This is a genomic window from Chryseobacterium sp. AC417 (assembly GCF_979258215.1).
Map to the genome: position 1 here is coordinate 2,428,880 of NZ_OZ409845.1, position 25,519 is coordinate 2,454,398.

Genomic DNA, 25,519 nt, shown 5'->3' on the forward strand with positions numbered 1-25,519 from the left:
TTAATGCATTTTAGATTTTTCTCCACTGTTATTGTCAAAAGTTCCTTTTGTATGCACTTCATTTTTCTTTTCTGAAATAACTTTCTTTTCTTGGGATTGATCTGTAACTTCTTTTGCTTTTGATTTCCTTTCTCCCTGTGCCACTTCCATAATATTAGCCGCCATTAGAGAATAATCTGCAACCGCATTCTGCATCATCATGGCTCCGGCAAAACTAGAATGGTTTACTCCAGCAGTTTCAGAAATGTTCATCCCTGCATTGGATGTAATATTCATGCCTGCCGTAATTGTTACGTTTTCACCCGCCGTAAAACTCATATTCTTTGGTGCATTCACATTAATATTTCCAGCTCCATCCATTAGATACGTATTTCCGCTAGGATCTTCTATAAAAACACTTCCTTCAGCGTCATTCAGAATAATTTTAGTTCCGCTTCGTGTGTGTATAACTTTCTTGTCGTTTCCAGAAGTGTGGTACGAACTCGTTTCACTCCCATTATAATGCGTTCCCATCACAAAAGGTTTTTCTGCATTCTGGGATTCGTGACTTACCAGAACTTCCTCACCAATCTCCGGGATAAAATGAAAACCTTTGCCTGATCCTGAATGTGGCTGTATCAGTCTGATCCACGGGGTTTTCTGTCCTTTATCTTCCTGCCACGGGAATTGTACCCGAACTCTTCCCATTCCCATCGGGTCGTTGTTATCCATCACTCTTGCAGGCTGCTCTTCACCTTTCGGTACGGCTTCGGTATCGATGTAAGGGGAAGCATTGAATAAATCGGGGATTCCGACAAACTCGTTGTAATAATCACCCGGCTCATAAACGTGCTTGATTTCTATAATGCGGTAAGTTTCCATTGCTTTGCCGTTGATGTCCGAAAGCTGGGTTCTCCCGCCTATTTTCAGTTCGGGAGTTTTACTTCTGCCTTTTACCTGCATCAGGTTCTCCCGCTTTTCTTTTTCCAATCGAACGGCTTCTGCCAATTGTCCTTCTGACCCTTTTTGGATTCCTGTATGGTTGAAGTGCATTTTTGGTTTTTTATTAAAAATGGTTTGGGAAGCAATGACCGCAATTGCCTGAAAAGGACTTTCTTTGAACTCGCTTTGTACACCATTGCTGTGTTTCTCTATTTTGGCTCCGCTCTGCGAGTCATAACAAGTGAAGGTAAATTCCTGTGCCTGCATCCGCATCTCAAATTCAACATCGATCAGGTCCATATTTTCCCTAAGCTTCAAAACAGGCTGTACCTGACCTCCGAAGACCAGTTTTTCACCGTTGTAATATAAATATTCACCGTGACGAATGGCGAGTCTCCGGATAAACTGATAATCAGATTCTTTATATTGAACGGTGTAGGGAAGGGATTTTTTGTTGTAAGCATTCAGGTGATTTGAAGAAATCTCTACCTGTGCTTCCTCTGGATATTCTTCGTTAATTTGCTTGATGATCTGTTCCAGTGTTTTGTCTTCAAAGCTTTGGCAATCCTTACCGCTTTCTAACAAAATGCCTGGTGCAAATCCTGTAATGTGCAAATCTCCGTAACCGCCGCCTTCGTCTTTTTTGTTGCGGATTTTTCCGATGATGCCTCTAAAATAATACCGGGATTCGCCAAAACGCCAATAGGTAATTCCTATTTCTTTTCCGAGTAGTTTTCTGGAATTTTCCATCACATACCCTTTGAATGTGTCTAAAGCATCATCCGGAACGGTAATGGTAAAGGTATCGTGGTCATTGGTTTTCTGGTGAAGTTCTACTTCATAGCTGTTTTTTCTCAGAAATTCTTTTCCGTCTATGGTCAAAAGACAATAAACCATGGAGTTGGTTTTGTCGTGAAGCCAGTCTTGAAAAGAACGGCAAGTGCCGAATATAGAGGGATCGAGGTTTTCGCTTTCCATAAAAAGTGTTTTTATTGTGTCAAATATAATTAATTATTGTATTCGATGTAGTTTTATTACGGTAATTTCTGAAATAAAGAAAGGGTATGAACTGTCATCCTTGTGATATGATTTAAAATCAAATTCACACAGTTCCTGTTGTATAAAATAATCTCTATAAAAAGTTTCCTTTACTTTTTTTGTGAAAATTTCTTTTATAATATGTTGATTATGAAAAAAATAAATTAAAATTAATAAAAATTATTTATTAATTTTAGAAAATAGAACTGAAAAATTTTATAAACAACCAAATACTATTATTATGAAAAATTTAAAAAGTCTGTCAAGAAAAGAACTGAAAACAATTAAAGGAGCAGCAGTTACTTCAAAGTGTCCTCCTGGAAGGTATTACTGTCCCGAAGCTGATGTTTGTGTCGCAATTAATGAAGAATGCTATATTATCGTACCGGAAATACCTGTAGAAGGTGGTTCTCTTTGAGATTAAACTAAAAAAGTTCTTCCTCAGGAAGAACTTTTTATTTTTTATACGTTCATTAGTAATTCTTTAATTCTTCTCATCGCTTCACGCAAGTCGTCTTCTGAAGCTGCGTAAGAAAACCTGATACATTCAGGACTTCCGAAAGAAACTCCGCCAACACATCCTACATGGGCATTTTCTAAAATAAACATGGCAAAATCATCAGCATCTTTAATTTCGATTCCATTTAAAGTTTTCCCTATGTAATATGAAATGTCCGGGAAGAAATAGAATGCAGCTTTTGGTAAAAGAACCTTAAATCCTGGAATTTCTTTTATTAAATCAAACATAACATTTCTTCTTTGCTCAAAAGCATCAATCATGTATCTGTATTCAGAAGGATCTGTTTTTAAAGCGACAATCGAAGCTCTTTGGGCAACTGTATTTGCACCGCTTGTCATTTGCCCCTGAATTTTTTCACACGCTTTTGCCAGCCATTCGGGACACGCAGAATAGCCTATTCTCCAGCCTGTCATCGCAAAGGCTTTAGACATTCCGTTGATTACTGCGGTTTGTTCGTACACTTCCGGAAACTGAGCAATTGAAGTCGATCGGGTTTCATAGTTGATGTATTCGTAAATTTCATCTGAAATTACAGTTACATGAGGGTATTTTGCAATCACTTTTGCCAAAGACTTCAATTCATCATAGGTATAATATCCTCCGGAAGGATTACACGGCGAACTGAAAAGGACAGCTTTGGTTTTATCATTAATTGCTTCTTCTAATTGTTCGGCAGTGATTTTAAAATCAGTTACATACGAAGTAGGAAGCATAACAGAATTTCCGCCCATCATTTTCACCATTTCATCATAGCTTACCCAATATGGAGTAGGAAGTATCACTTCATCACCGTCATTGATGATTGCTGCCAAAACATTGATGATTGCCTGTTTTGCACCGTTTGAAACACAGATTTGTGTTGGTTTATAATCTAATTGATTGTCTCTTTTTAATTTATCTGAAATTGCCTGTCGGAGTTCTAAAAATCCCGGAACGGGAGAGTAGTGGCTGTAATTTTCATTGATGGCATCAAAAGCTGCCTGTTTTATATTGTCCGGAACATCAAAATCGGGTTCGCCCAATGTTAAAGAAATAACGTCAATTCCGCTGGCTTTCATTTCTCTAGCCTTATTTGACATGACGAAAGTCTGTGAGTATCCTAACCTGTTTACTCGGTCTGAAAGTTTATTCATGTATTCTTTTTGTCGTTTTAACAAATATAGATAAAAAACTTTATGTGGATGAAGTTTGAGCTTATTGTGTTTTTTTTGAACGAACAATTTTGAAAATCAAGTGATTACCATAATCTCTCAAAAACATTATTCTTGCTATGAAATAAAACTTATTTTTGCTATTTATATTCAATCGTATGTCAGTAGCGTTAATCCAGAAATATTTCCCGGAACTTTCCGAAAAACAAATCGAGCAGTTTTCAAAATTAGAAAGCCTTTATGGTGAGTGGAATGAGAAAATCAATGTAATTTCCAGAAAAGATATGGAATCACTTTATGAGAAACATATTTTACACTCTTTAGGGGTTGCTAAAATCATGGGATTCGCTCCCGGAACTAAAGTTTTGGATATTGGAACTGGCGGAGGTTTCCCGGGGATTCCTTTGGCGATTTTGTTCCCTGAAGCACAATTTACGCTGATAGATTCTATCGGTAAAAAAATTACAGTGGTGAATGCTGTTGCAGAAGGTGTTGGTTTAACAAACGTAACCGCCATACACGGAAGAGCAGAAAAAGTGAAGGAGAAATTCCATTTTGTAGTAAGTCGTGCTGTGACGCAAATGCCGGAATTCCTGAGATGGCTGAAAGGAAAATTTGAGAAAGAACAATTGAATACAAAACACAATGGTGTACTGTATTTAAAAGGCGGAGATTTAGCTGAAGAGTTAGCCGGATTAAAATGTGAACTTTTTAATTTAAAAAATTATTTTGATGAAGAATTTTTTGATACTAAAAAAGTAGTTTATTTATCAAAAGGTAATTTTAATTCGTAAATTAGCATTGATAATTAATATTGTTTACAAATTTTATTTTAATTTCTAAATTCAAAGGCATGAAATCTATCTTAAAATTGAGTTTTCTGATCGTCACTCTTCCCGCAATTTTCACTTCATGTAAAGATGATGATGATTACGAAACTATTGAATTTGCAGATAAAATTAAAATTGACAGTGTAAAAATTGTTAATGATACGATGTCTGTTATGAGTGTTCAAAGCATCAGAACTTATTCTAAGTATGCTTCAAAATGTCAGGGATTTTACGGATATGATTATATTCATTCCGGTAATTTTTCCAGAGAGGTAACTGCATATCAATATCATACGAACGGATCCTGCACAGAAGCCAACTATGTTTCTGCCAATCAGATTAATTTTAGTCCGCAGCAAACAGGAACATATACTTTTAAATTTTGGAATGGTGATAATACCTGGATTACCAAAACAATTGTTGTAGAATAATGAAATATGCGCTAATAGTTTTTCTATTGATTTCCAATTGCTTATGGAGTCAGCGAATAGAGTGGAAGGAAGATGGTAAGTTGGTCTGGAGTAATTTTAAAAGTAAAATTAATAGCCAGCACGGAAAAGATATTGTTGCTTATACGCATTGCGGTTGGGCTTATTCTGTAGTAAAATCTTCAGATCCGAAAGGTGCAGCGAAAGTAACCGTTGAAACCATTTTCAATGAAGATAAATCCTGGAAGGACGACAAAAGAATTAATGACTATATTCTGAACCATGAGCAGAAACATTTTGATATTGCAGAGATTTATGCCAGAAAAATCAGAAAAGAAGTTGCTGAAAAAATAAAGACCACAAAAGATTACGATAAGTATTTTCAGACAATATACAATCGGATCGTTAAAGATTACAGAAATTTTCAGGTACTGTACGACGGAGTTACGGAACATGGCATGAATAAAGAAAAACAAGCCGAATATGATGCTTTGATTTCGAATGATCTGGAACAATTAAAAAACTATCAAAAGCGTTGAAATTTCTCAATAAAATCATTGATGAATTACTGTCGCAAAGTGCAGATTTATCTCAGTTTAATATTGTTTTGCCCGGTAAAAGACCTATTGTTTTTATCAGGCAGATTTTAGAAGAGAATAATTATTCCGGATTTCTTCCAAATTTTGTTACGATTGAAGAACTGATCGTTGATATTGTTGATCAACAGATTATTCAAGGGATCGCTTTATGGCTTTTTGCATTTGATGTTTACAAAAGTCTAAATTTGATTCCCAACGATGATTTTGCCGAATTTTTAAAGTGGTTTCCTACACTTCAAAAAGACTGGGATGATATTCTGAAATTTTCAGAAAGTGATACAGCAGTGTTGCAATATATGTTTGATGAAGAAAGAATCAAAGACTGGGCTCAGGATTTGGGTGATGAAGAAGAAGTTCCCAGAAAAAAGTTTCTGAATTTCTGGAGAAATATGAATATTTTTCTCCCCGTTTTAAAACAAAAATTAAAAGACAGAAACTGGGCAACTCCGGGAATGATTCATGAATCTGCGAAGGCAAAAATCGTGGATTTTACAAAAAATACGGATAAGCAGTTTGTTTTTTGTGGATTTAATGCTTTCACGCCGGTTGAAGAAAAATTAGTCAGAAACCTCTTGCAATGGGATAAAGCACAATGTTTTTTCCAGGCAGATCATTACTATTTTGATGATGAAAGGCAGGAAGCAGGAAAGTTTCTCCGAAATCATAAAATGTGGAAAGAATTCAATGACAGCAGATCTTTTCACTGGATTGAAAATGATTTTAATCAACCGAAAAATATTAAAATCTACGAAGTTTCAGGAAATGTTACGCAAACGAAAGTTCTTCCCGATCTTTTCAAAGATATTGACAATAAAACATTTACAAATACTGCGGTTGTTCTTCTGGATGAAAATCTTTTGCCTGCAAGTTTGGATGTGATGCATGACGTTGAAAACCTGAATATTACGATGGGTTTTCCTTTGAAAAATCTTTCCTTTTCAAATGCGGTTAAACAGCTTTTTTATCTTCAGAAACAATTAGAAAAAAATAAATCTTCCTATTATTACCGGGACATCTTTCCGATTCTCGAAGAACTTCCTAAAACGGACGGTGATGAAAAGGTCATCAATGAATTTAAATCTAATATTGAAGAAAGAAATATCGTCTACATTTCGTCAAATCTTCTGTACGAATTATTGAATGATCTGTCCTATTTTAATCTTCTTCAAAAAGCAAATTCCGGTTATCACTTTTTAGATATTTTAATTGAATACTGTCAGCAAATCAAATGGATGCAACTCGATGATATACAGTATGAAAACGTGTCTCACTTCGAAAATGCATTTAAGATTATAAAAAACCAAATTACACCTTATGGTTTTGAAATAAAAATGGATACTTTAGAGATTCTGATCAATCAGCACATCAATACAGAAAGTATCGATTTTCAGGGTGAGCCGTTGAAAGGACTTCAGGTTATGGGCCTTCTGGAAACACGTTTGCTCAACTTCGAAAACGTGATTTTGCTTTCTGTAAACGAAGGTAAATTGCCTTTGGGAAACTCACAAAATACTTACATTCCTTTTGATATCAGAAAACATTTTGATCTGCACACTTTTTTAGAAAATGACAGTATTTACGCATACCATTTTTATCGTTTGATTCAGGATGCGAAGAATGTTCATTTGCTTTTCAATGCTTTAAGTTCTGGTATAAATACGGGTGAAAAAAGTCGTTTCATCACACAAATTGAAATGGAAAGCAATCACGATATCGAACATTTGATTGTGGAAAATACCTCTGAACCAATTTCTAGTCAGCCCATCGAAATTGCAAAAACAGCAATCGTCATGGAACAGCTGGAAAAGTGGAAAGAAAGAGTTTCTGCTTCTCACCTCACGAGTTACCTCTATAATCCGATCGATTTTTATATATCTAAAATTTTAAATACTTCAGAAACGGACGAAATAGAAGAAGAACTCTCCATAAGAAATTATGGAAATCTTGTACATTACACTCTTCAAGAGATATATGAAGTTATTAAAGGTAAAGTATTAAAAACAAAAGATTTAGAAAAATCAATTCAACAAATAGATGAATATATAAATATCGCTATTGAAAAGCTAAAACACCAACCTGAATTTTATAATAAAGGAATGAATTTCATTCATAAAGCTATTGCAAAAAAAGTAGTTGAAAATATTTTGAATCAGGATCTGGAATTAATAAAACAAGGCAGTTCTTTAGAAATCATTGATATTGAAAGAAGATTTGAAAATGTAGATTTCTATTTGGATGAAACTAAAAAAGACAAAGTTTCTTTCTTCGGATTTATAGACCGAATTGACCGACTGAACGGAACTGTAAGAATTATTGATTATAAAACGGCAAAAATCAAAAATTTAACGGTTAAAATCGACGCTGAAAATATGGAAAATTACTTTCATAAAGATGATCGAAAACAGGCTTTACAGCTTTGTATTTATCAATATGTCGTTCAAAGTTTGCCGGAATTTTGGGGCTTCCCGATTGAAACGGGAATCTGGAGTTTTGCCGATGCCAAAAAAGGTGTTGCCTCTTTAGAATTTGCTCAGGGAAATCTCGATGATGCGATGCAATCGGTAAAAAGTCTGATCATGCAAATTCTAAATCCGGAAATCAGTTTTACCGAAAAAATAAAAATGTATAATTATTAAAAAAGTCCGGTTATACACCGGACTTTCATTTATTTAAAAAGCATTAAAGCCTGTAATATCTAAACCTGTAATCAGTAGATGAACATCATGTGTTCCTTCGTAGGTAATCACTGACTCTAAGTTTGCAGCGTGTCTCATCATCGGGAATTCACCCATGATTCCCATTCCGCCAAGAATCTGACGAGATTCTCTTGCAATGTCAATCGCCATTTTTACATTGTTTCTTTTTGCCATAGAAATTTGAGCCGGTGTTGCTTTGTGGTCATTTTTCAATGTTCCTAATTGAAGGCAAAGCAATTGAGCTTTTGTAATTTCAGTTAAAAATTCAGCCAGTTTTTTCTGCTGTAGCTGAAATGCACCGATAGGTTTACCAAATTGTTTTCTTTCCTTAGAATACTGAACTGCTGTACAATAGCAATCAATCGCAGCACCAATTACGCCCCAGGAAATTCCATATCGAGCAGAATTTAAACAAGATAATGGTCCTTTTAATCCTGTAACTCCCGGAAGTAGGTTTTCTTTAGGAACTTTTACATTATTAAAAACCAATTCACCTGTTTTAGAAGCTCGTAAGCTCCATTTATTATGAGTTTCTGGGGTAGTAAATCCTTCCATATCTCTTTCAACAATCAGCCCCTGAACTTTTCCATCTTCATTTTTAGCCCAAATCACAGCAATATCGCAAAGAGGCGAATTGGTAATCCACATTTTGGCACCATTCAGAAGATAATGATCTCCCATATCTTTAAACTGAGACTCCATAGAACTAGGATCTGAACCATGATTAGGTTCGGTCAACCCGAAAGAACCAATCATTTCGCCGGAAGCTAATTTGGGTAAATATTTTCTTTTTTGTTCTTCAGAACCAAATTCGTTGATAGGAAACATAACCAGTGAACTCTGTACCGAAGCTGCAGAACGTACGGCAGAATCTCCTCTTTCCAATTCCTGCATAATCAAACCGTAAGAAATCTGATCAAGTCCGGAACCGCCATATTCTTCAGGAATATAAGGTCCTAAAGCTCCGATTTTACCCAATTCTTTCATCAAGTTTGGTAAATCGGTATGATTTTGAGCAGCCTCATCAATATTGGGCATGACAAAACTTTCTACCCAATCTCTTACAGACTGACGGATAAGCTTGTGTTCTTCGGTAAGTAAAGCATCGATTCCGAAATAATCGGGAATGCTTGTAAGAGGATAATATGACATGTAATTTAATTTTCCTAAAAATAATACTTTTCAGATTGTCTGGGAAAAATTTTTTAAGAAAAATATCAAACACTACTTTTTAATAAATTTGTAGAGGTAAGGCGCTTTGTTGGCAGAACCATCGAATAGTTTTTCCATTCTTTCCAGTGAATTCATGCTCAGTATTTTACGCTGAAAATTATTGCGTCTGAATTTTTCGCCCAAGATTGTTTCATAAAGCGATTGTAAATCTTTCATGGTAAATTTCTCTGGCAAAAGATTGCTCGCAGCGATCTGAGTATCAATGTTTTTACGCAAATATTCAAGACCTTCTGTAATTACTCTGTCATGATCAAATGCCATATTTGGAAGTTTGCCCACTTCAAACCAGGCACAGGTTTCGTTAAAAGCATCAGGAAATGTGTTAGCTAATGAAAAATCAATCAGACTGCAATATCCTACGGTGATGAATCTCTGAAGAATCCAGTGATCTTTTGGAACGTCAAGACCTTTATTTTTAATTAAAGTTTTGTGAACGTTATTTTCTGTACGATTTAATCTTCCAAATGTATGAAACTGCTCCAGAAAAAGACCCTTTAAATGGGTTCTTTCGTATAAAACACGATCTGCAGCTTCTCTGAGATCTTCATCAATAAAAACGAAACCACCAGGAAGCGACCATAAATCGAGATCATGATATTTAAGCAACAAAACTTTAAGAATATTATCATGAAAACCAAAAATTGTACAATCTACCGAGAGGTTTGGGATAAAGTCTTTGCTCTCTACAAGTTGTTTTAAGGTTTCTATGTTTCTGTTATGGTCAGTTTTCATGCAGTAAAAATAAAATTATTTTTTAAATTTTATGAATACTAAGTTTAAAATAACAATATGCCAATACAGATACCATAATCACTGCTCCTAAAATATATAATGAATAATAGGTAAGTATTTGATTTCTAAATAATAATGAAATAGTTATGGAGTTGATTGAACTGCTTACTGAAGATACAATTACTATGAGAGAAGTAAAAGTATTGATTTTATCTTTATCAATTTTCGCAATCATTTTTGAGTTAATTACCGGATATAGAGGGGATAAGAACAAACCGATGACCGGAAAAAGAAATAACAGAACTTTCGCATTTTCTACAAAGTAAAACTGAATTGTCGAAATAATGATCAGTAAAAATATGATCAGAAACACACAGGTCATAAAATATCCGGATAAAGGAAATCTCTGAATAATCTTGGAAGTGATTGTTCTTCCTGTAAAAGAAAATAATGCTAAAAATGAGGAAGCCTGAAGTGCGAAAAATGAATTGACTTTCAAGTGGTCTTTGTAAAATGCCGGAAGCCAGGAATTAAAACTTTGTTCTATGAAAATGATGAAAAAACTCACGGCAAAAAACAAAATAAAAGGCGTTTTTCCAAAACCTGATAAATCGGGGAAGATTCTGTTGCTTTTGCTTTCGGGTTCAATAATTTTAGATTTAATAAACAGGTATGCTGTGTAAAAAGAAATTAAAGAAATAGACATGAATCCAAACTTCCAGTATGCACCGTACTGACTGGAAATAAGCCAACCAAAACCTGTGTTCACTGCAAAAATACCAATCATGAATGATGCTTCTACGCTGTTCATGGTTTTGGCTAATGATTTTTCTTCGGTCATATTATTTCTGATAATTCCATAGACACATATTTTTCCAATCGCAAAACAGGTTCCGATAATTGCAAACCATAATTTAAAAAACCAGAACATTTCAACAAAAGGTAAAAATAATGAACAAATTCCTACCATTATTAAAGCAAATATCAATGATTTTTTTGTCCCGAATCTGCTGATGAAGTTGACTGCAAAAAGTGAAAATATAGCAATTGGCAGATCTTTAAACGACTCTAAAAATCCCAGCTTATCATAGGTTATTTTCTGTTCAGAAAGTTGCAAAATTACAATTCCCATACAGTTTAAAACCATAGAGAAAACAAGGAAGGTAAGCTTCAGCGGAAGAGAAATATTCGGATGCTTAACACTCATTTGGGGAAATTTTTCATAAGTTTTTTGTGAATTTTAACTAAATATGACCATCTCTTTATGTCTTTGAGACCCCAAAAATAGTGGAAATATTAAAATAATTATTAAATAAATGTTAATTATTCAAAAAAAAATATATTTTTATTGTCTCAATTTGAGAATTAAAAAACTAACTGTATATGAATGTAAAAATATCAAGAAGTTTAGGGGCAATTGCGGTACTGTATTTCACTGCAAATTTCACTGCACAAACTACACCTACGGATACTGTTCAAAAAGAACAAAAGATCGAGGAGGTAGTAATGATCGGTTACGGTACTCAGAAGAAGAGTAATGTAACCGGAGCGATATCAAGTATCAAGGCTTCAGACATTGAAGATATCCCAGCCGGAAGACCAGAGCAGGTTTTGCAAGGTCGTGCTGCAGGGGTAAATGTAATTACAAATTCTGGTCAGCCAGGCTCAGCTGCAACGATTCGTGTAAGAGGGATAACCAGCTACTCATCAAGCAATGATCCGCTATGGGTTGTAGATGGTATAGTCGTAGACGGAATTGGCTGGCTTAACCAATCAGATATAGAAAGTATTGAAGTGCTGAAAGACGGAGCATCATCAGCTATCTATGGAGTTTCAGCAGCAAGAGGAGTTATTCTTGTTACCACTAAAAAAGGCAGAAAAGGTAAACTCAATTTATCTTATAACGGTTTTTATGGTTTTGGAAGTGCTGCAAAAAAACTTGACTTGCTGAATGCAAGTCAATATGCATCAATTATTAATGAAGGTTTCATTAATGACGGCAAAGCACCACGCTACAGTGATCCTGCAAGTTTAGGCACAGGAACCGATTGGCAGGATGTAATTTTTAATAATGCAACAAGATCAAATCATGAAGTAAGTATAAATGGAGGAAGTGACAAGTCTACTTTTTATGCTTCATTTGGTTATTTTGATCAAACAGGTATTGTACTCAGCGATATATCTTTTTATAAAAGACTTACAGGCCGTCTCAATTCTACGCACAAAGTAACAGATTGGTTAACATTAGGTCAAACTTTTGCCTATACCAATATAAAAAACCAGGGGATCAATGCTAATGGTGAATTTGGCGGACCGCTTAGCTCAGCCGTAAATTTAGATCCAACAACGCCTGTACTTGTGGATAATATTGCATCACAACCATTTCCGAATGATTATTCGAATCCATACATAATCAGAGATCCAAATGGAAATCCTTATGGTATATCACACTATGTAAATCAGGAAATGTCAAACCCAATGGCATTTAAATATACACAACAAGGAAATAAAAGTTGGTCTGATGATTTTGTGGCAAATGTATATGCAGAAGTGAAGTTTTTGAAAAATTTCACTTTTAAACCATCATTAAACGGTAAGAAAGCTTATTGGGGAAGCAAAAATTTCACACCATTATTTTATCTGAATCCGAACTACACCAATTTAAGTGTAAACAGTCTGAGCAGAACTACGCAGCAAAAGTTTGAGTGGAGTTCTGAAAATACAATTAATTATCAAAATAAATTCGGCAAGCACAGTATCAACGCATTACTAGGAAACGGCTATTACGAATATAATATTGGATTCGGGCAAACTGTTACTCATACTGATCTTCCGGTTAATAATTGGCAGGATGCATCGTTTAACTTTTTTGTTGCGCCAAATAAACGAAATACCAATGCATGGGATTATATAAATACTCATAAAACTTCATATTTTGGAAGAGTTATATATGATTATGATAACAAGTATTTGTTCACTGGGACAGTTAGAAGAGACGGTTCTTCAAAATTTGGAGCAAATAATCATTGGGGTACTTTCCCGGCTTTTTCAGTAGGGTGGAATGTTAATAATGAGACTTTTTGGCCACAAAATTCTGTTGTAAATACTTTAAAGCTTAGAGGTGGATATGGTGTATTAGGAAATGACGGAATTGGTGATTTTAAGTTTGCTAGTTTCTACGTTTCTGGAGCCAACTATACATTTATTAATGCTTCAGGTCAAGAAGTTATTTATCCGGGATACATACCCAATACGCTAGAAAATCCAAATCTAAAATGGGAAACCACATCTCAGTTGAACATCGCTGCAGATATGAAGTTATTTAATAATTTTAATCTAACTGTAGATTATTATAAGAAAAAGACTTCAGATATCCTCAGAGAGATTTTTATTCCTGGCTACGTAGGAGTTACAAATGCTCCGACTGCCAATATTGGAGATATGGAAAACGAAGGGGTTGAAGTAGAATTGGGATATAAGAAAAACTGGGAAGATTTTGGAGTTTCTTTTAACGGTAACTTTGCATACTTAAAAAATACTGTTACAAGCTTAGAGAGAGGAAAAGAATATCTTGACGGTCCAGGTTTCCAATCAATGGGACCTATTCAAAGAATTCAGGTAGGCGATGCTTACAATTCTTTTTACGGTTTTCAGACATTAGGAGTATTTCAAAATCAAGCTCAAATTGATTCTTACGTGACTGGTAATGGACAGAAAATTTTACCTAATGCTAAACCGGGAGACTTCATTTGGGCAGATTCTAATGGAGATGGTCAAATTAGCGATTTAGATAAGGTAAATTTAGGTAGTTCAATTCCTAAATACACGTTTGGCTTAACTGCAAATATAAATTACAAAAACTGGGATTTTATGGCTTTTGCTCAAGGTGTGGCAGGAAATAAAATTTTTCAGGGTCTGAGGAGATTAGATATGCTTGATGCCAATTATCAAACCACAATTCTTGATAGATGGACAGGTGAGGGATCAACCAACGATAATCCGCGTTTGACCAGGGATGATGCTAATAAAAATTATTCCAGAATGTCAAACTATTATCTGCAAAAAGGCGATTACGTAAGACTAAAATTGGTTCAGATAGGATATACTTTACCGCAGAATGTCACAGAAAATTTTGGAGCAAGTAAGGTTCGTTTTTATTTGACGGCAGAAAACCTTTTTACTTTTACAAAATATACAGGTTATGATCCTGAGATCGCAGCCGGAGACAGTTTTGGTATCGACAGAGCTTTTTATCCACAGGCAAGATCTTTTCTTTTTGGAGCAAATATCACTTTCTAAATAATAATAAAATGAAAAATAATTTTTATAAAATAACTTTTGCTGCCTCACTTCTATTAGGAGTGGCATTTACCAATACTGCGTGTACCAATAGCAATATCGAAGATGTAGAATATGAAGGTGCTTTCGAAACAGAAAATTTTTTCAGAAATGAAAAAGAATGTTTTTTCGCTCTCGTAGGAGCTTATGACGGGATGAGAAAATATGCAGGAGGCTTTGAAAATATGGTTACTTTTTTCAATGCAGGTTCAGATGATTTTTACGCCGGAGGTGGAAGCTCTACAGATGGCGCAGGAATACAAGGTCTGTCAAACTATACGATAAACTCTACAGTGATGCCTGCAACTTATTGGCGAGATTATTATCAGGGAATTTCAAGAACAAATGTTTTAATCCAGAAAGTTCCGCTTGCTGATATGAGTGATGCTACAAAAAATAGATTTGTTGCAGAATCAAAAACATTAAGAGCATTGTATTATTTTGAACTTTTAAAGATGTTCAAAAACATTCCGCTTATCCTGGAACCATTCAAGGCTACGGATGATTATTATAATGTTCCACAGGCAGCTCCAACTGCAGTTTATGCGCAAATGGAAGCTGATTTACTAAGTGCAATTCCTAATCTTCCTGTTGTAGCATCTGCTGACCAGAAAGGACGTATGACGCAGGGTGCGGCGAAAGCATTGCTTGGTAAGATATATTTGTATCAGAATAAAAAAAGTGAAGCAGCAGCTCAGTTTGCAGATGTAAACGGAACTCCCGGCAGTACTAGTCAATATGGATACAAATTGGTAGCAAATTTTGCAACACTTTGGAATACTGAAAATAAATTCACCACAGAATCAATCATCGAGGTCAATCATACGAATTTGGGAAATTCTGACTGGAGTTTTTGGGGACAAGGTGCTGATGAAGGCAATTCTATTTGTATTATGACAGCAATAAGATCATACAATAGAAAAAACGTTGCAGCTCCTGATTATATTGCAGGTTGGGCGTTCAATCCCATCACAGAAAATCTATTTAATTTTATGCAGGGTGATCCTCGATTGGATGCAAGTATTTTTAATGCCAAATCTTTAAAGCAACAAGAATATATTGATTATTCTCCGGCATATATGGATTCTGGATATTTCTTAAAAAAATATATGCCAACGAAAAATGAAGTAACCACACTTCCCGGTGCAGGTGAATTAAATTATCGAAAAAATTATATTTTAATAAGGCTTGCAGACACCTATTTAATGGAAGCAGAAGCATTAAACGGAAGTGGAGCAAGAGCTCAGGCATTACTTGATGCAGTGAGAGCCAGAGTAGGTTTAGCGTCTGTGCCTGTATCTATTCAGGCGATTAAAGATGAAAGAAGAAGAGAATTTATTGGTGAAGGACACCGTTGGTTTGATTTGGTGCGATGGGGAGATGCACCAGCAGTTTTAGGATCCAGAGGTTTTACAGCCGGTAAAAATGAAATTTTACCAATCCCTTTAACTGAACTTACAGGAACTGCTTTAAAACAAAACCCGGGTTATAACTAACATGAAGTTTAAAAAATCATATAGTTTCTTTTTAAAGAGTACTGCACTGCTATTCGGCGGTGTGGTACTTTTTTCTTTATCATCATGCAAAACTTTTTCAAATACTGAAAATAAAGTTCACATTTGGCTAACGAAAGGTGATGAAAGCGTAAAATTACAACAGCAAAATTCTATTAGTTTTGTAAATAATTCCAATAACGTTCAATATATTGAAATTGATGACACTCAAAAGTTTCAATATATTGATGGTTTTGGTTTTACATTAACCGGAGGAAGTGTTGAAGTGATTAATCGTCTTTCTCCCTCAAAAAGAAAAGCTTTGTTGCACGAACTTTTCGGGAAAGATGAAAATTCTGTCTCCATTAGTTATTTAAGATTAAGCATCGGAGCATCAGATTTGGACAGCGAAGTCTTTTCTTACGATGATTTACCGGAAGGACAAACCGATCTCTCACTTTCAAAATTTAGTTTGGCAAGAGATAAAGATTTGATTGCGATGTTAAAAGAAATTTTAGCAATCAATCCGAAAATAAAAATCATTGCAGCACCTTGGTCGCCACCAGTTTGGATGAAAGATAATAATCAATCAATTGGTGGAAGTTTAAAACCGGAATATTACGATGTTTACGCAAAATATTTCGTAAAGTATATTCAGGGAATGCAGAAAGAAGGGATCACTATTTATGCAATCACTCCTCAAAATGAACCATTGCACCCGGGAAATAATCCGAGTTTGCTCATGATTTCTGATCATCAGAGAGATTTCATTAAACAAAGTTTAGGACCTGCTTTTAAATCTAATCAGATTAAAACTAAAATTGTTGTTTACGATCACAATTGTAATAAGCCTGAATATGCCATCAATATTTTGAATGATGCTGAAGCCAATCAATATATCGACGGTTCAGCTTTTCATTTATATGAAGGTGATATTTCATCTTTGAGTACTGTTCACAATGCTTTTCCAGATAAAAACTTATATTTTACAGAACAATGGACGGGTGCAAAAGGTACGTTTAATGAAGATTTAAACTGGCATACCAAAAACGTAATCATCGGATCTATGAGAAACTGGAGCAAAATTGCACTGGAATGGAACTTAGCCAATGATCCCAAATTCGAACCTCACACAGACGGAGGTTGTACAGAATGCAAGGGTGCAATAACGGTTTCAGACAGAGAGAATTTCACAAGAAATGTTGCGTATTATATCATTGCCCATGCTTCAAAATTTGTTCCTGCAAATTCTCAAAGAATCTCTTCTACACAGACCGACAAACTTTCAACAGTTGCATTCAAAACTCCAAAAGGAAAAACGGTTTTAATTGTTCAGAATTACAGCAAAACTGATGAAAATTTCAATATTAAATACAACAGCAAAGCAGTGCCAATAAATATTTCGGCAAGTTCGGTTGCAACTTATATTTTTTAAATTAGTATACTTAATTTGTCATAAAATAATTGTAGACTTTATAAGTGAGACAGCAACTTGTAACCTAAAAGCAGTAAGTTTTTTAAAAACTTTGTACACTTTGTCTTTAAATTTACTGAGCAGCTTAAAAATCAATTAAAAAATGAAAAAACTTTATTTCATACTTGCATTTACAATATTTGGGTTCAATTCTTTCGGACAAAAGACCATTGACCAAAAAGTTTCTGAGTTATTATCTAAAATGACTTTAGAAGAAAAGGTTGGACAGCTCGTTCAATACAGTGGTTTTGAATATGCAACGGGTCCGCAAAATTCCAATTCTGCAAATGTTTTGAATGAAATAAAACAAGGAAAAGTGGGATCAATGCTTAATGTAGCAGGAGCAGAAGAAACCAGAAAATTTCAGGAATTAGCTTTACAATCAAGGTTAAAAATTCCTTTATTGTTCGGACAGGACGTGATTCATGGTTACAGAACAACATTTCCGGTTAATTTGGGTCAGGCTGCAAGTTGGGATTTAGGATTAATTGAAAAATCCGAAAGAATTGCTGCAACCGAAGCATCTGCGTACGGAATTCACTGGACTTTTGCGCCCATGGTAGATATTGCGAGAGATCCGAGATGGGGTAGAGTGATGGAGGGTTCTGGTGAAGAGACGTATCTGGGAACACAAATCGGTTTAGCAAGAATTAAAGGTTTTCAGGGAAAAGGTTTAGGGAATCTTGATGCAATAATGGCTTGTGCTAAACATTTTGCAGCGTACGGAGCAGCAGTAGGCGGGAGAGATTACAACTCTGTCGACATGAGTATGAGACAGCTCCATGAGACCTATTTGCCACCTTTCAAAGCGGCTGCAGAAGCTGGTGTTGCTACTTTTATGAATTCATTTAACGATATCAATGGAATTCCCGCAACGGCTAACAAATATATTTTAAGAGATCTTTTAAAAAGTCAATGGAACTATCAGGGTTTTGTGGTTTCAGATTGGGGAAGTATCGGTGAAATGGTTCCTCATGGTTATGCAAAAGACAACAGAGAAGCTGCCGAAAAAGCAATCATTGCCGGAAGTGATATGGATATGGAAAGTCGTGCGTATATGGCTGAACTTCCTAAATTAGTGAAAGAAGGAAAGGTTGATCCTAAATTAATCGATGATGCCGCAAGAAGAATTTTGGTTAAAAAATTCGAGATGGGATTATTCGATGACCCTTATCGGTTCAGCAGTGAAAAAAGACAGAAAGAGCAACTTAACAATCGGGAAAACAGGAAATTCGGAAGAGAATTTGGTTCAAAAAGTATTGTTTTACTGAAGAATGAAAAAAATATTCTTCCGCTTTCAAAAACCACTAAAACGGTTGCTCTGATTGGGCCTTTCGGAAAAGAAACTGTTGCGAATCATGGCTTTTGGTCAGTTGCCTTTAAAGATGATGATCAAAGAATCGTCACTCAGTTTGATGGAATTAAAAATCAATTGGATAACAATTCAACTTTATTATATGCAAAAGGTGCGAATATTGATGATCAGGACAAATCTATGTTTGCTGAAGCCATCGAAACGGCAAAAAAAGCTGATATTGTGATCATGACTTTAGGCGAGGGTCATGCCATGAGTGGTGAAGCGAAAAGCAGAAGTAACCTTCATTTTTCAGGCGTTCAGGAAGATCTGTTGAAAGAAATTGCAAAAACAGGAAAGCCGATTGTTCTGATGATCAATGCAGGAAGACCTTTGGTTTTCGACTGGGCAGCAGACAATATTTCTACGATTGTTTACACTTGGTGGTTGGGAACTGAAGCAGGGAATTCTATTGCCGATGTTCTTTTTGGAGCAGTTAATCCGGGTGGAAAATTGCCAATGACATTCCCAAGAGCAGAAGGACAGATTCCAATTTATTACAATCATTACAACACCGGAAGACCGGCGAAAAATAAGACAGACAGAAACTATGTTTCAGCTTACATTGATCTGGATAATGATCCCAAATTTCCATTTGGTTATGGTTTAAGTTACACTCAGTTCAAATACTCGGACATGAATCTGAGTTCGACCAGTCTTAAAGGTAATCAGACTTTAAATATCAGTGTAAATGTTTCTAATACTGGAAATTACGATGGGGAAGAAGTGGTGCAATTGTACATCAGAGATTGGGCAGGAAAAGTGGTGAGACCTGTGAAAGAATTGAAAGCTTTTCAAAAAGTATTTATAAAAAAGGGAGAAACTAAAACCATCAAATTCAATTTAACTCCGGAGAACTTAAAATTCTATGACGACTCATTAAATTATGACTGGGAATCCGGAGAATTTGACATTATGGTGGGAACCGATTCTCAAAATGTTGAGACAAAAAGAATTAATTGGGAAAAATAACATGATTAGTTTTTTCAAAACGAGCGTAATCCCTTCTGTTTTTTTTTAACCAAAGGAAAATTTCTTTTCAATACAGAACAATTGAGTTTCTTGCTAAACTTCCGAAAGGTCGCAGAACATAACCTGCCATTTGGATGAGCTAAAATATAAAAGCACCTGCGCACTCTATAAAGACCGTAATTTTATAACATCATATTAACATTTTTATTAAGTATCGGCGGCACCAAAGGTGCCGCCGATACTGCTTTGGAGTGCCTAGTTAATCTAGAGTTTGCTTTGCGCATTCTAGTTTCTAAGAAATACTGTTTCTTTAAGACGCCACCTTTTTTTTGCGCATATCATTGGTAAGATTAAGCGTAGCATAGCTTTCATCGCCACTTAAAATATAATTATGCTCATAAACCAATTGATCAGAAATATCATCTTCCCATATATGTAGTTTTATGGTTTTTCCCACCGTACAATTTGATCTTACTTTGGCATAAAAAGAAACTTCAAATTGTACGGTGGGAATTGATTACTGAACAAAGTTTACAAATTCAAAGTTTAAGATCTTGTCTTTGGAATTATTCTTTACTCATGTTTTCTTGTTTAGATAAAATAATATTCCACTTATTATTTTTTAATTGGAAAACAGTTGTTTCTATTTTACAGCAGCCAATTGGTCCAACAAGAGTCAAAGTATTATCTTTTTTATTAATTTCTTTAGGAAAGAATCCTTCATTAAGTGGAAAATTTTGAAGTTGTTTAAATTCCCCTTTTCTATTTTGAAGATAATATGAATATACCGGACCTCCATTTCCTCCAGAATCGTAAAGTATCGCAAAATCTTCCAAATTATCAAAATTAAAGTCTGCCGTAATAAAATTATGATAGTTTTCTACACCCTCTTGGAATTTTAATTCTGTATTAAAATAATTTATAGGATTAAAATCATTATATGACCAAAAGCCTGGCTTATATTTTATTTCCTGAATTATTTTATCATTTTGTTTAATTTTAATATTCAACTTTATAGGCTTATTATTAGAATCTTTTTCTAGTACAGAAAAGGAAAATGAATAATTTTGCTTTATTTGAATAGGACTATTAATTTTTTTTTCTGTTTTATCATTTGTTTTTTTTATTTTAAAATTGATTGTCTTTTCACAATTTAAAAAACAAATTAGAATAAATGTCGAAAATATTGTTTTCATTTGTTTTATATTAATAAGTTTAAATATACTTTCAATTCTTTTTCATCTCTCCATTTAATCCAAAATAATTTATTTTGAGTAATATTTTTTATTTGAATCCAATAATTTTGAACTTTAACAATTTCGATTTCATCGTCATTCCTCCAATTCATATTTACAGGCTTGCCATTTATTAAACTTCTCGGTGGATTACTTTTTGGAGTTTTATTTTCAATGCCTGAAACCTGATCCTTTAAAAAGTTTTCCCAAGTGTAGTATATAAAGTTTTGGGAAGATTTTATGTATGCAAAATCATTTTTTGAAATAATAATTTTATAATAATTAGATTTTTTTTCAGCACATACAAAAAATAGAATACCATAGTCAGGTTTATTTAAAATAGGAATAAAATTTCTTCCTATTTTAATTTCTTTTATTTTAGTAAAATTATTATCAGTATATAGTTTAATTTTTTCATTTGAATTCACAACTTGAAGTAACCCAATACCTAGATTTTGTATTATGTTATCATTTTGATATTCCAAATTATTTTTTTGTGACTTGAAATTATTAAATACTAATGAAAGTATTAATGTAATTTTTAATAGCAATGATTTTTTCATAACATTATATTATTATAAGTTTCAATCTATTACAAGGAATAGTATATAGATTATTGGAATCTATTTTTAATCTATGCATTATTATTGGAAATCTGATATCTCATCACTTGACCTTGCCCAATTTATAGGGTAACCATTTTGTGTTTCTTTTAAATCAGAGCGTTCAATTTTAATAAGACCACTTTTTAAATAGTATTTATCTTGATTTTTATAAATAATAGCTAGAGGCTTTGATGATTGGCTATTTGAATTAAAAATATAGAGTTTATTATTATCAACTATTTTGATATTTATTTTATAATTAAATTCACCATCACCACTAAAACCAAATTCTCTATTTTGATTAGAAATGTTTATATAATAATTACCTATTTTTTGGCTATCAAGATTATATGGATATAGCCAATAAATCCCTTCCCAGCTTGAAAATTGAGTACTATTTAAAGTATTATTTATGGTATTTGATTCGTCTTGTAATTTACTTTCTTCTTTTATAAACTTAATTACATAATTTTTATTTGTGTTAAGGTCTTTTAAATTTATAATGATAGATCTATAATTGGGATACGTAATTAAGTCTTTTTCCAAATCTAATTGATAAATATTTTTAGGATTCATATTTTTTATGATTTGATAATTTTTAAAATCAGAAAGACAGCAAGACTTTAATTCGTTTTGAGGCTTACTTCCATAATATTCTAAGAAAGTATTGTATGATTCCTCATATATCTTTTGTTTGTTTAATTTCTCGAACTTTTTAAATTCGTCATCATTGTGTATTTTTTCAAAAGATGGAATAATTAAATCGGAATAAATATCTTGTTGTATGACATAATTTATTGGCAAATAATTTGATTTTTTTTCATCACCGGAAAAATTATATCCAACATCATATTTAGTAGTTATGTTAAAATTGTGATTACTTTCTAATATTAGTTTCTTACCATCAATATTATCTGATTCTAAAAATAGTTTTGAGAGGTATATAGTGTCAACTTTTTTTACAATTTTAAAATCTTCATTAATATTTTCATTGACAGAGGCTAATTCACCAATTAACAGATTTATATCCTTGTCTACTGTAATTTTTAAATAATTTTTTAAGTCAATTTTTTGTTTGTTATTATTAGTAGCTTCTTTTTTTTGGCAACTACCAAAACTAAATAATAAGGAAAGTAACAATAAATTTATTTGTTTCATTTTTCTTCTACTATTTTTATTTCAAGAACGAGTTGCGCTTTATTGGACTTGCAATATCCTTCATGTTTGATTTTAAAATTTTATTTAATTCTTTCATAAACATGTTTAGGGATTTTATTTAAATCTTTGTGTTGAATTTTCATCAAATCAATATATTTTTGATAAGTTTTTTTGGCTTGGCTCTTATTTTCAACTCCCCAATAAGCATCTGCTAAATTTAGATAAGCTACAACTCGCATGGGTTCTTTTTTTATAATGTTTTCTAAAATAAAAATTGCTTCATCATAAATTTTAGCTTCTCCTAAATAATACGCTATGTCATTACTGTTCTCTATATCTTGAAAATTGATGGTTCCAATTTTGAATAAGTTTACAGGATAGTCAATAAAAAAATTATTATGTTTATAATTAAATATCAAATCAAAAGCGTTCTTATTATGAAAAAAAACATTGTTTTTCAGTTTGGTTTCTGAAAGAATAGAACTTTTATTATTCATAATAATATTTTTTTCGTCCAATGTTTCATAATCCATATTGGTTACTTTTACTGGAACTGTATAATTTTTTGATATAGAAATATTACTTTTATTTAGAGTAACTTGTTCTTTGCTTATTAAATATAAATCCTTTTTACTAATAAATAAATGATAAGTAATTTGTGTTTTAACAGTACTTGCATCATTTTGATACAAAAGGAAAAAATCATTACTTTCACCCTTATAAAAAAAAGTGTTGAGCAAATCATAATTCCTAATAAGCTTATTACTATTATAAATTATTACTGAGTCAGCGGATTTTATCATTAAATTTTCATTAATCAATTGAATAGTATATTCTGAATCCATTTCAACCTCATCTGACTTTTCTTTAATCTGTCCACTTCCATTACAAGCTTGAAGTGAAAGTATAATTAATATGAGGGTTTTTAATCTTTGCATTTTTTTATTTTTAAACATTTTTCAATTTTTTCTGCATATTCTTGAATGGTAGTTGCTTTATCAGTTCCATTTATTACTCTTCTTGCATTGTAAAAATCGGTTTGATTGGAATTTATAAAATCATTTAGTGATTTTCCTGTAAATGAGCCTTCTTCGCTCCCATATATCATTATTTTAATTGCGAGATCGTGTTCTAAAGCTTTTTCCGGAGAATTGATTAAATCCACAGCGAATTTTTCGCCCATTTTTCTATAATTTTTTTTCCAAGTAAGTTGTACAAAACCTCTTCCGCAATATTTCACTCCATCACCTTGTTCTGTATTTTCATTGTTCAATGCCATATTTCTGCGTTTTTCATTTTTCCCCAAAACAGGATCATACATTCCTTCAATATAACTCTTACCTCCATATTCTTTTATCGGATTAAATGTGTGTGCAGTTTCATGTTTTGCTGTGGCTAGCATATAAGAAATTTTTCTAATATCACAATCTTTTTCTTCCTTAGAATAATATTCTCTAATACCTTTAAACACTTTTATAAGACTTTTTTTAAGATTTTCTTTGATAGGCAATAAATTACCTTTTTTATCACGTTTTGGAAATTCTTTTTGATAATTTGCAAAGAAGTATTCTTCATCAATTCTACAACATTTACATTCTTTTTCCTCTTTTTTCTCCTCTCTCTTCTTTCTCCCAACTCCCGAAGTACTCACCCCACTTTCCACTTTAATCTTTGGTGCTGAATCATTAACATTAACAACCTCAGAATCTACACTTTGTCCCGCATATTCTATCTCTAAAAAATATTCCTGTTCACTGCCTTCTTTAAAATCATCACCTTCTGTACGCATATCATTGGTAAGATTAAGCGTAGCATAGCTTTCATCGCCACTTAAAATATAATTATGCTCATAAACCAACTGATCAGAAATATCATCTTCCCATATGTTCAGTTTTATGGTTTTTCCTTTCATGTTTTTAGAAACAATTTTGACTTTAACATTTGTTCCAAACTTCATGTTTTTATAAGGTTTTCCCATAAAATCTACAAACTCAACACTTATAATTTTTCCTTTTGGATCAGCAGCTTTAGTTTTTGCCTTTGGAGTTACTGGTATTTTATAAGTGTCCTTTTTAGGCGCAGGTGGCGGTGGAGTAGGTCGCTTGTTTACTTTTGGTTTTTGGGTATCTTTCTGCTTTTGTAATTGATCTGCTTCTATCTTTTTTAGAATATCTTCCATTCTTACCGGTGTCAAAGAAGAAGCTGCTTTAATATTAACATTATTACTGGCTTCAAGTTTCCCGTAATAATCTGCCGTTACGTAATATTCATGGTTTTTGCCTTCGCTTTTATCACCTTTGGCCAATTGCATATTGGCAATCATTGAAGCCTGAGTATAAAAAGCCATATTGAACCTTGCTTCTGCCTTACCTCTTTTTACGGTTGCAGAAATTGGGATCGGATTTATTTTATTGATCTCATTCATTTTGTTGTGTCCCTCTTTTAAGGCATCATCTTCCCAAAGGGTAAAATGAAGCTTTTCACCTTCCATATCTGTGCACTGAGCTTTTGCAATCAGGGTGTCGAAATAATGCAAGGGTTTTGTGACCTTATGATAATTCGCATCCAGAAGATCTACTTTCAGAATTTTCGGCTGTCCGGCCTTTTTTGTTTTAATAATTAATTCTCTGTCGTTTCCTTTTGTAACGACAATTTTTATTCCTTGCCTGGAAAGACTACTTTGTTTGAAGGTATAAGATACACTTTCGCCCTGCTTGGTATTTTCAGATGTTTTGCGCCATT

Annotated in this window: 19 protein-coding genes; 9 read left to right on the plus strand and 10 right to left on the minus strand. The window is 33.5% G+C overall.

The features are described 5' to 3' along the window. Complete coding sequence (locus ACZZ9T_RS11580; RefSeq protein ID WP_463442213.1) at positions 1-1,899, minus strand: type VI secretion system Vgr family protein; 1,899 nt, start codon at positions 1,897-1,899, stop codon at positions 1-3. Positions 1,900-2,200: 301 nt separating this feature from the next. Here ACZZ9T_RS11580 and ACZZ9T_RS11585 point away from each other — a divergent pair, with 301 nt between their 5' ends. Further along, complete coding sequence (locus ACZZ9T_RS11585; RefSeq protein WP_463442214.1) at positions 2,201-2,377, plus strand: bacteriocin-like protein; 177 nt, start codon at positions 2,201-2,203, stop codon at positions 2,375-2,377. Positions 2,378-2,421: 44 nt separating this feature from the next. On the opposite strand, the gene ACZZ9T_RS11590 is transcribed toward ACZZ9T_RS11585, so the two are convergent. Then, a complete protein-coding gene (locus ACZZ9T_RS11590) occupies positions 2,422-3,612 on the minus strand; it encodes a pyridoxal phosphate-dependent aminotransferase (protein WP_463442215.1) in 1,191 nt (396 codons plus the stop codon). 176 nt (positions 3,613-3,788) lie between these two features. Here ACZZ9T_RS11590 and rsmG point away from each other — a divergent pair, with 176 nt between their 5' ends. Genes rsmG through ACZZ9T_RS11610 form a run of 4 tightly spaced genes read left to right on the plus strand, consistent with a single transcriptional unit; the run spans position 3,789 to position 8,123 of the window. Then, complete coding sequence (gene rsmG, locus ACZZ9T_RS11595; RefSeq protein ID WP_463432285.1) at positions 3,789-4,424, plus strand: 16S rRNA (guanine(527)-N(7))-methyltransferase RsmG; 636 nt, start codon at positions 3,789-3,791, stop codon at positions 4,422-4,424. 59 nt (positions 4,425-4,483) lie between these two features. Beyond that, positions 4,484-4,891: a hypothetical protein gene (locus ACZZ9T_RS11600; protein ID WP_463442216.1), complete on the plus strand. Its 408-nt coding sequence runs from the start codon at positions 4,484-4,486 to the stop codon at positions 4,889-4,891. Beyond that, positions 4,891-5,427 carry a DUF922 domain-containing protein gene (locus ACZZ9T_RS11605; protein WP_463442217.1) on the plus strand — a complete coding sequence of 179 codons (537 nt, stop codon included), beginning with the start codon at positions 4,891-4,893 and terminating at the stop codon, positions 5,425-5,427. The genes ACZZ9T_RS11600 and ACZZ9T_RS11605 overlap by 1 nt, the downstream gene beginning before the upstream one ends. Then, complete coding sequence (locus ACZZ9T_RS11610; RefSeq protein WP_463442218.1) at positions 5,424-8,123, plus strand: PD-(D/E)XK nuclease family protein; 2,700 nt, start codon at positions 5,424-5,426, stop codon at positions 8,121-8,123. The genes ACZZ9T_RS11605 and ACZZ9T_RS11610 overlap by 4 nt, the downstream gene beginning before the upstream one ends. Before the next feature lie 33 nt (positions 8,124-8,156). Here ACZZ9T_RS11610 and ACZZ9T_RS11615 read toward each other — a convergent pair whose 3' ends face one another. The 3 genes from ACZZ9T_RS11615 to ACZZ9T_RS11625 form a co-directional block, all read right to left on the minus strand. Then, a complete protein-coding gene (locus ACZZ9T_RS11615) occupies positions 8,157-9,335 on the minus strand; it encodes an acyl-CoA dehydrogenase family protein (protein WP_463442219.1) in 1,179 nt (392 codons plus the stop codon). Between the two features lie 72 nt (positions 9,336-9,407). Continuing rightward, on the minus strand, positions 9,408-10,148 hold the full coding sequence (locus ACZZ9T_RS11620; protein WP_463432295.1) for an NUDIX hydrolase: 741 nt from the start codon (positions 10,146-10,148) through the stop codon (positions 9,408-9,410). Positions 10,149-10,170: 22 nt separating this feature from the next. Next, positions 10,171-11,355 carry an MFS transporter gene (locus ACZZ9T_RS11625; RefSeq protein WP_463442220.1) on the minus strand — a complete coding sequence of 395 codons (1,185 nt, stop codon included), beginning with the start codon at positions 11,353-11,355 and terminating at the stop codon, positions 10,171-10,173. Between the two features lie 176 nt (positions 11,356-11,531). Here ACZZ9T_RS11625 and ACZZ9T_RS11630 point away from each other — a divergent pair, with 176 nt between their 5' ends. From ACZZ9T_RS11630 to bglX, 4 genes are all read left to right on the plus strand, one after another. Next, the gene (locus ACZZ9T_RS11630) at positions 11,532-14,447 is read left to right on the plus strand and encodes a SusC/RagA family TonB-linked outer membrane protein (protein ID WP_463442221.1); all 2,916 of its coding nucleotides are present in this window, start codon (positions 11,532-11,534) and stop codon (positions 14,445-14,447) included. Positions 14,448-14,458: 11 nt separating this feature from the next. Continuing rightward, a complete protein-coding gene (locus tag ACZZ9T_RS11635; protein ID WP_463442222.1) occupies positions 14,459-15,982 on the plus strand; it encodes a RagB/SusD family nutrient uptake outer membrane protein in 1,524 nt (507 codons plus the stop codon). Position 15,983: 1 nt separating this feature from the next. Further along, entirely contained in the window at positions 15,984-17,414 is a 1,431-nt protein-coding gene (locus ACZZ9T_RS11640; protein WP_463442223.1) for a glycoside hydrolase family 30 protein, read from the plus strand. A 142-nt stretch (positions 17,415-17,556) separates the two neighbouring features. Then, positions 17,557-19,779 (plus strand): beta-glucosidase BglX, encoded by a 2,223-nt coding sequence (bglX, locus tag ACZZ9T_RS11645; RefSeq protein WP_463442224.1) that lies wholly within the window; start codon positions 17,557-17,559, stop codon positions 19,777-19,779. A 566-nt stretch (positions 19,780-20,345) separates the two neighbouring features. Here bglX and ACZZ9T_RS11650 read toward each other — a convergent pair. The 5 genes from ACZZ9T_RS11650 to ACZZ9T_RS11670 all read right to left on the minus strand — a co-directional run bounded on the left by ACZZ9T_RS11650 (position 20,346) and on the right by ACZZ9T_RS11670 (position 25,313). Continuing rightward, positions 20,346-20,975 carry an XAC2610-related protein gene (locus ACZZ9T_RS11650; RefSeq protein WP_463442225.1) on the minus strand — a complete coding sequence of 210 codons (630 nt, stop codon included), beginning with the start codon at positions 20,973-20,975 and terminating at the stop codon, positions 20,346-20,348. Positions 20,976-20,980: 5 nt separating this feature from the next. After that, positions 20,981-21,577 (minus strand): hypothetical protein, encoded by a 597-nt coding sequence (locus ACZZ9T_RS11655; RefSeq protein ID WP_463442226.1) that lies wholly within the window; start codon positions 21,575-21,577, stop codon positions 20,981-20,983. Between the two features lie 81 nt (positions 21,578-21,658). Further along, positions 21,659-22,777, minus strand: a complete 1,119-nt coding sequence (locus ACZZ9T_RS11660; RefSeq protein ID WP_463442227.1) for a hypothetical protein — start codon at positions 22,775-22,777, stop codon at positions 21,659-21,661. A gap of 80 nt (positions 22,778-22,857) precedes the next feature. Next, a complete protein-coding gene (locus ACZZ9T_RS11665; RefSeq protein ID WP_463442228.1) occupies positions 22,858-23,715 on the minus strand; it encodes a tetratricopeptide repeat protein in 858 nt (285 codons plus the stop codon). Then, on the minus strand, positions 23,703-25,313 hold the full coding sequence (locus ACZZ9T_RS11670) for a hypothetical protein (RefSeq protein WP_463442229.1): 1,611 nt from the start codon (positions 25,311-25,313) through the stop codon (positions 23,703-23,705). The genes ACZZ9T_RS11665 and ACZZ9T_RS11670 overlap by 13 nt, the downstream gene beginning before the upstream one ends. Positions 25,314-25,519: the final 206 nt, after the last annotated feature.

Bases quoted from the DNA above. Each gene is read 5' to 3' on its own strand.
- ACZZ9T_RS11580 (WP_463442213.1), bottom strand. From the start codon at position 1,899: ATGGAAAGCGAAAACCTCGATCCCTCTATATTCGGCACTTGCCGTTCT.
- ACZZ9T_RS11585 (WP_463442214.1), top strand. From the start codon at position 2,201: ATGAAAAATTTAAAAAGTCTGTCAAGAAAAGAACTGAAAACAATTAAA.
- ACZZ9T_RS11590 (WP_463442215.1), bottom strand. From the start codon at position 3,612: ATGAATAAACTTTCAGACCGAGTAAACAGGTTAGGATACTCACAGACT.
- rsmG (WP_463432285.1), top strand. From the start codon at position 3,789: ATGTCAGTAGCGTTAATCCAGAAATATTTCCCGGAACTTTCCGAAAAA.
- ACZZ9T_RS11600 (WP_463442216.1), top strand. From the start codon at position 4,484: ATGAAATCTATCTTAAAATTGAGTTTTCTGATCGTCACTCTTCCCGCA.
- ACZZ9T_RS11605 (WP_463442217.1), top strand. From the start codon at position 4,891: ATGAAATATGCGCTAATAGTTTTTCTATTGATTTCCAATTGCTTATGG.
- ACZZ9T_RS11615 (WP_463442219.1), bottom strand. From the start codon at position 9,335: ATGTCATATTATCCTCTTACAAGCATTCCCGATTATTTCGGAATCGAT.
- ACZZ9T_RS11620 (WP_463432295.1), bottom strand. From the start codon at position 10,148: ATGAAAACTGACCATAACAGAAACATAGAAACCTTAAAACAACTTGTA.
- ACZZ9T_RS11625 (WP_463442220.1), bottom strand. From the start codon at position 11,355: ATGAGTGTTAAGCATCCGAATATTTCTCTTCCGCTGAAGCTTACCTTC.
- ACZZ9T_RS11630 (WP_463442221.1), top strand. From the start codon at position 11,532: ATGAATGTAAAAATATCAAGAAGTTTAGGGGCAATTGCGGTACTGTAT.
- ACZZ9T_RS11635 (WP_463442222.1), top strand. From the start codon at position 14,459: ATGAAAAATAATTTTTATAAAATAACTTTTGCTGCCTCACTTCTATTA.
- ACZZ9T_RS11640 (WP_463442223.1), top strand. From the start codon at position 15,984: ATGAAGTTTAAAAAATCATATAGTTTCTTTTTAAAGAGTACTGCACTG.
- bglX (WP_463442224.1), top strand. From the start codon at position 17,557: ATGAAAAAACTTTATTTCATACTTGCATTTACAATATTTGGGTTCAAT.
- ACZZ9T_RS11650 (WP_463442225.1), bottom strand. From the start codon at position 20,975: ATGAAAACAATATTTTCGACATTTATTCTAATTTGTTTTTTAAATTGT.
- ACZZ9T_RS11655 (WP_463442226.1), bottom strand. From the start codon at position 21,577: ATGAAAAAATCATTGCTATTAAAAATTACATTAATACTTTCATTAGTA.
- ACZZ9T_RS11660 (WP_463442227.1), bottom strand. From the start codon at position 22,777: ATGAAACAAATAAATTTATTGTTACTTTCCTTATTATTTAGTTTTGGT.
- ACZZ9T_RS11665 (WP_463442228.1), bottom strand. From the start codon at position 23,715: ATGCAAAGATTAAAAACCCTCATATTAATTATACTTTCACTTCAAGCT.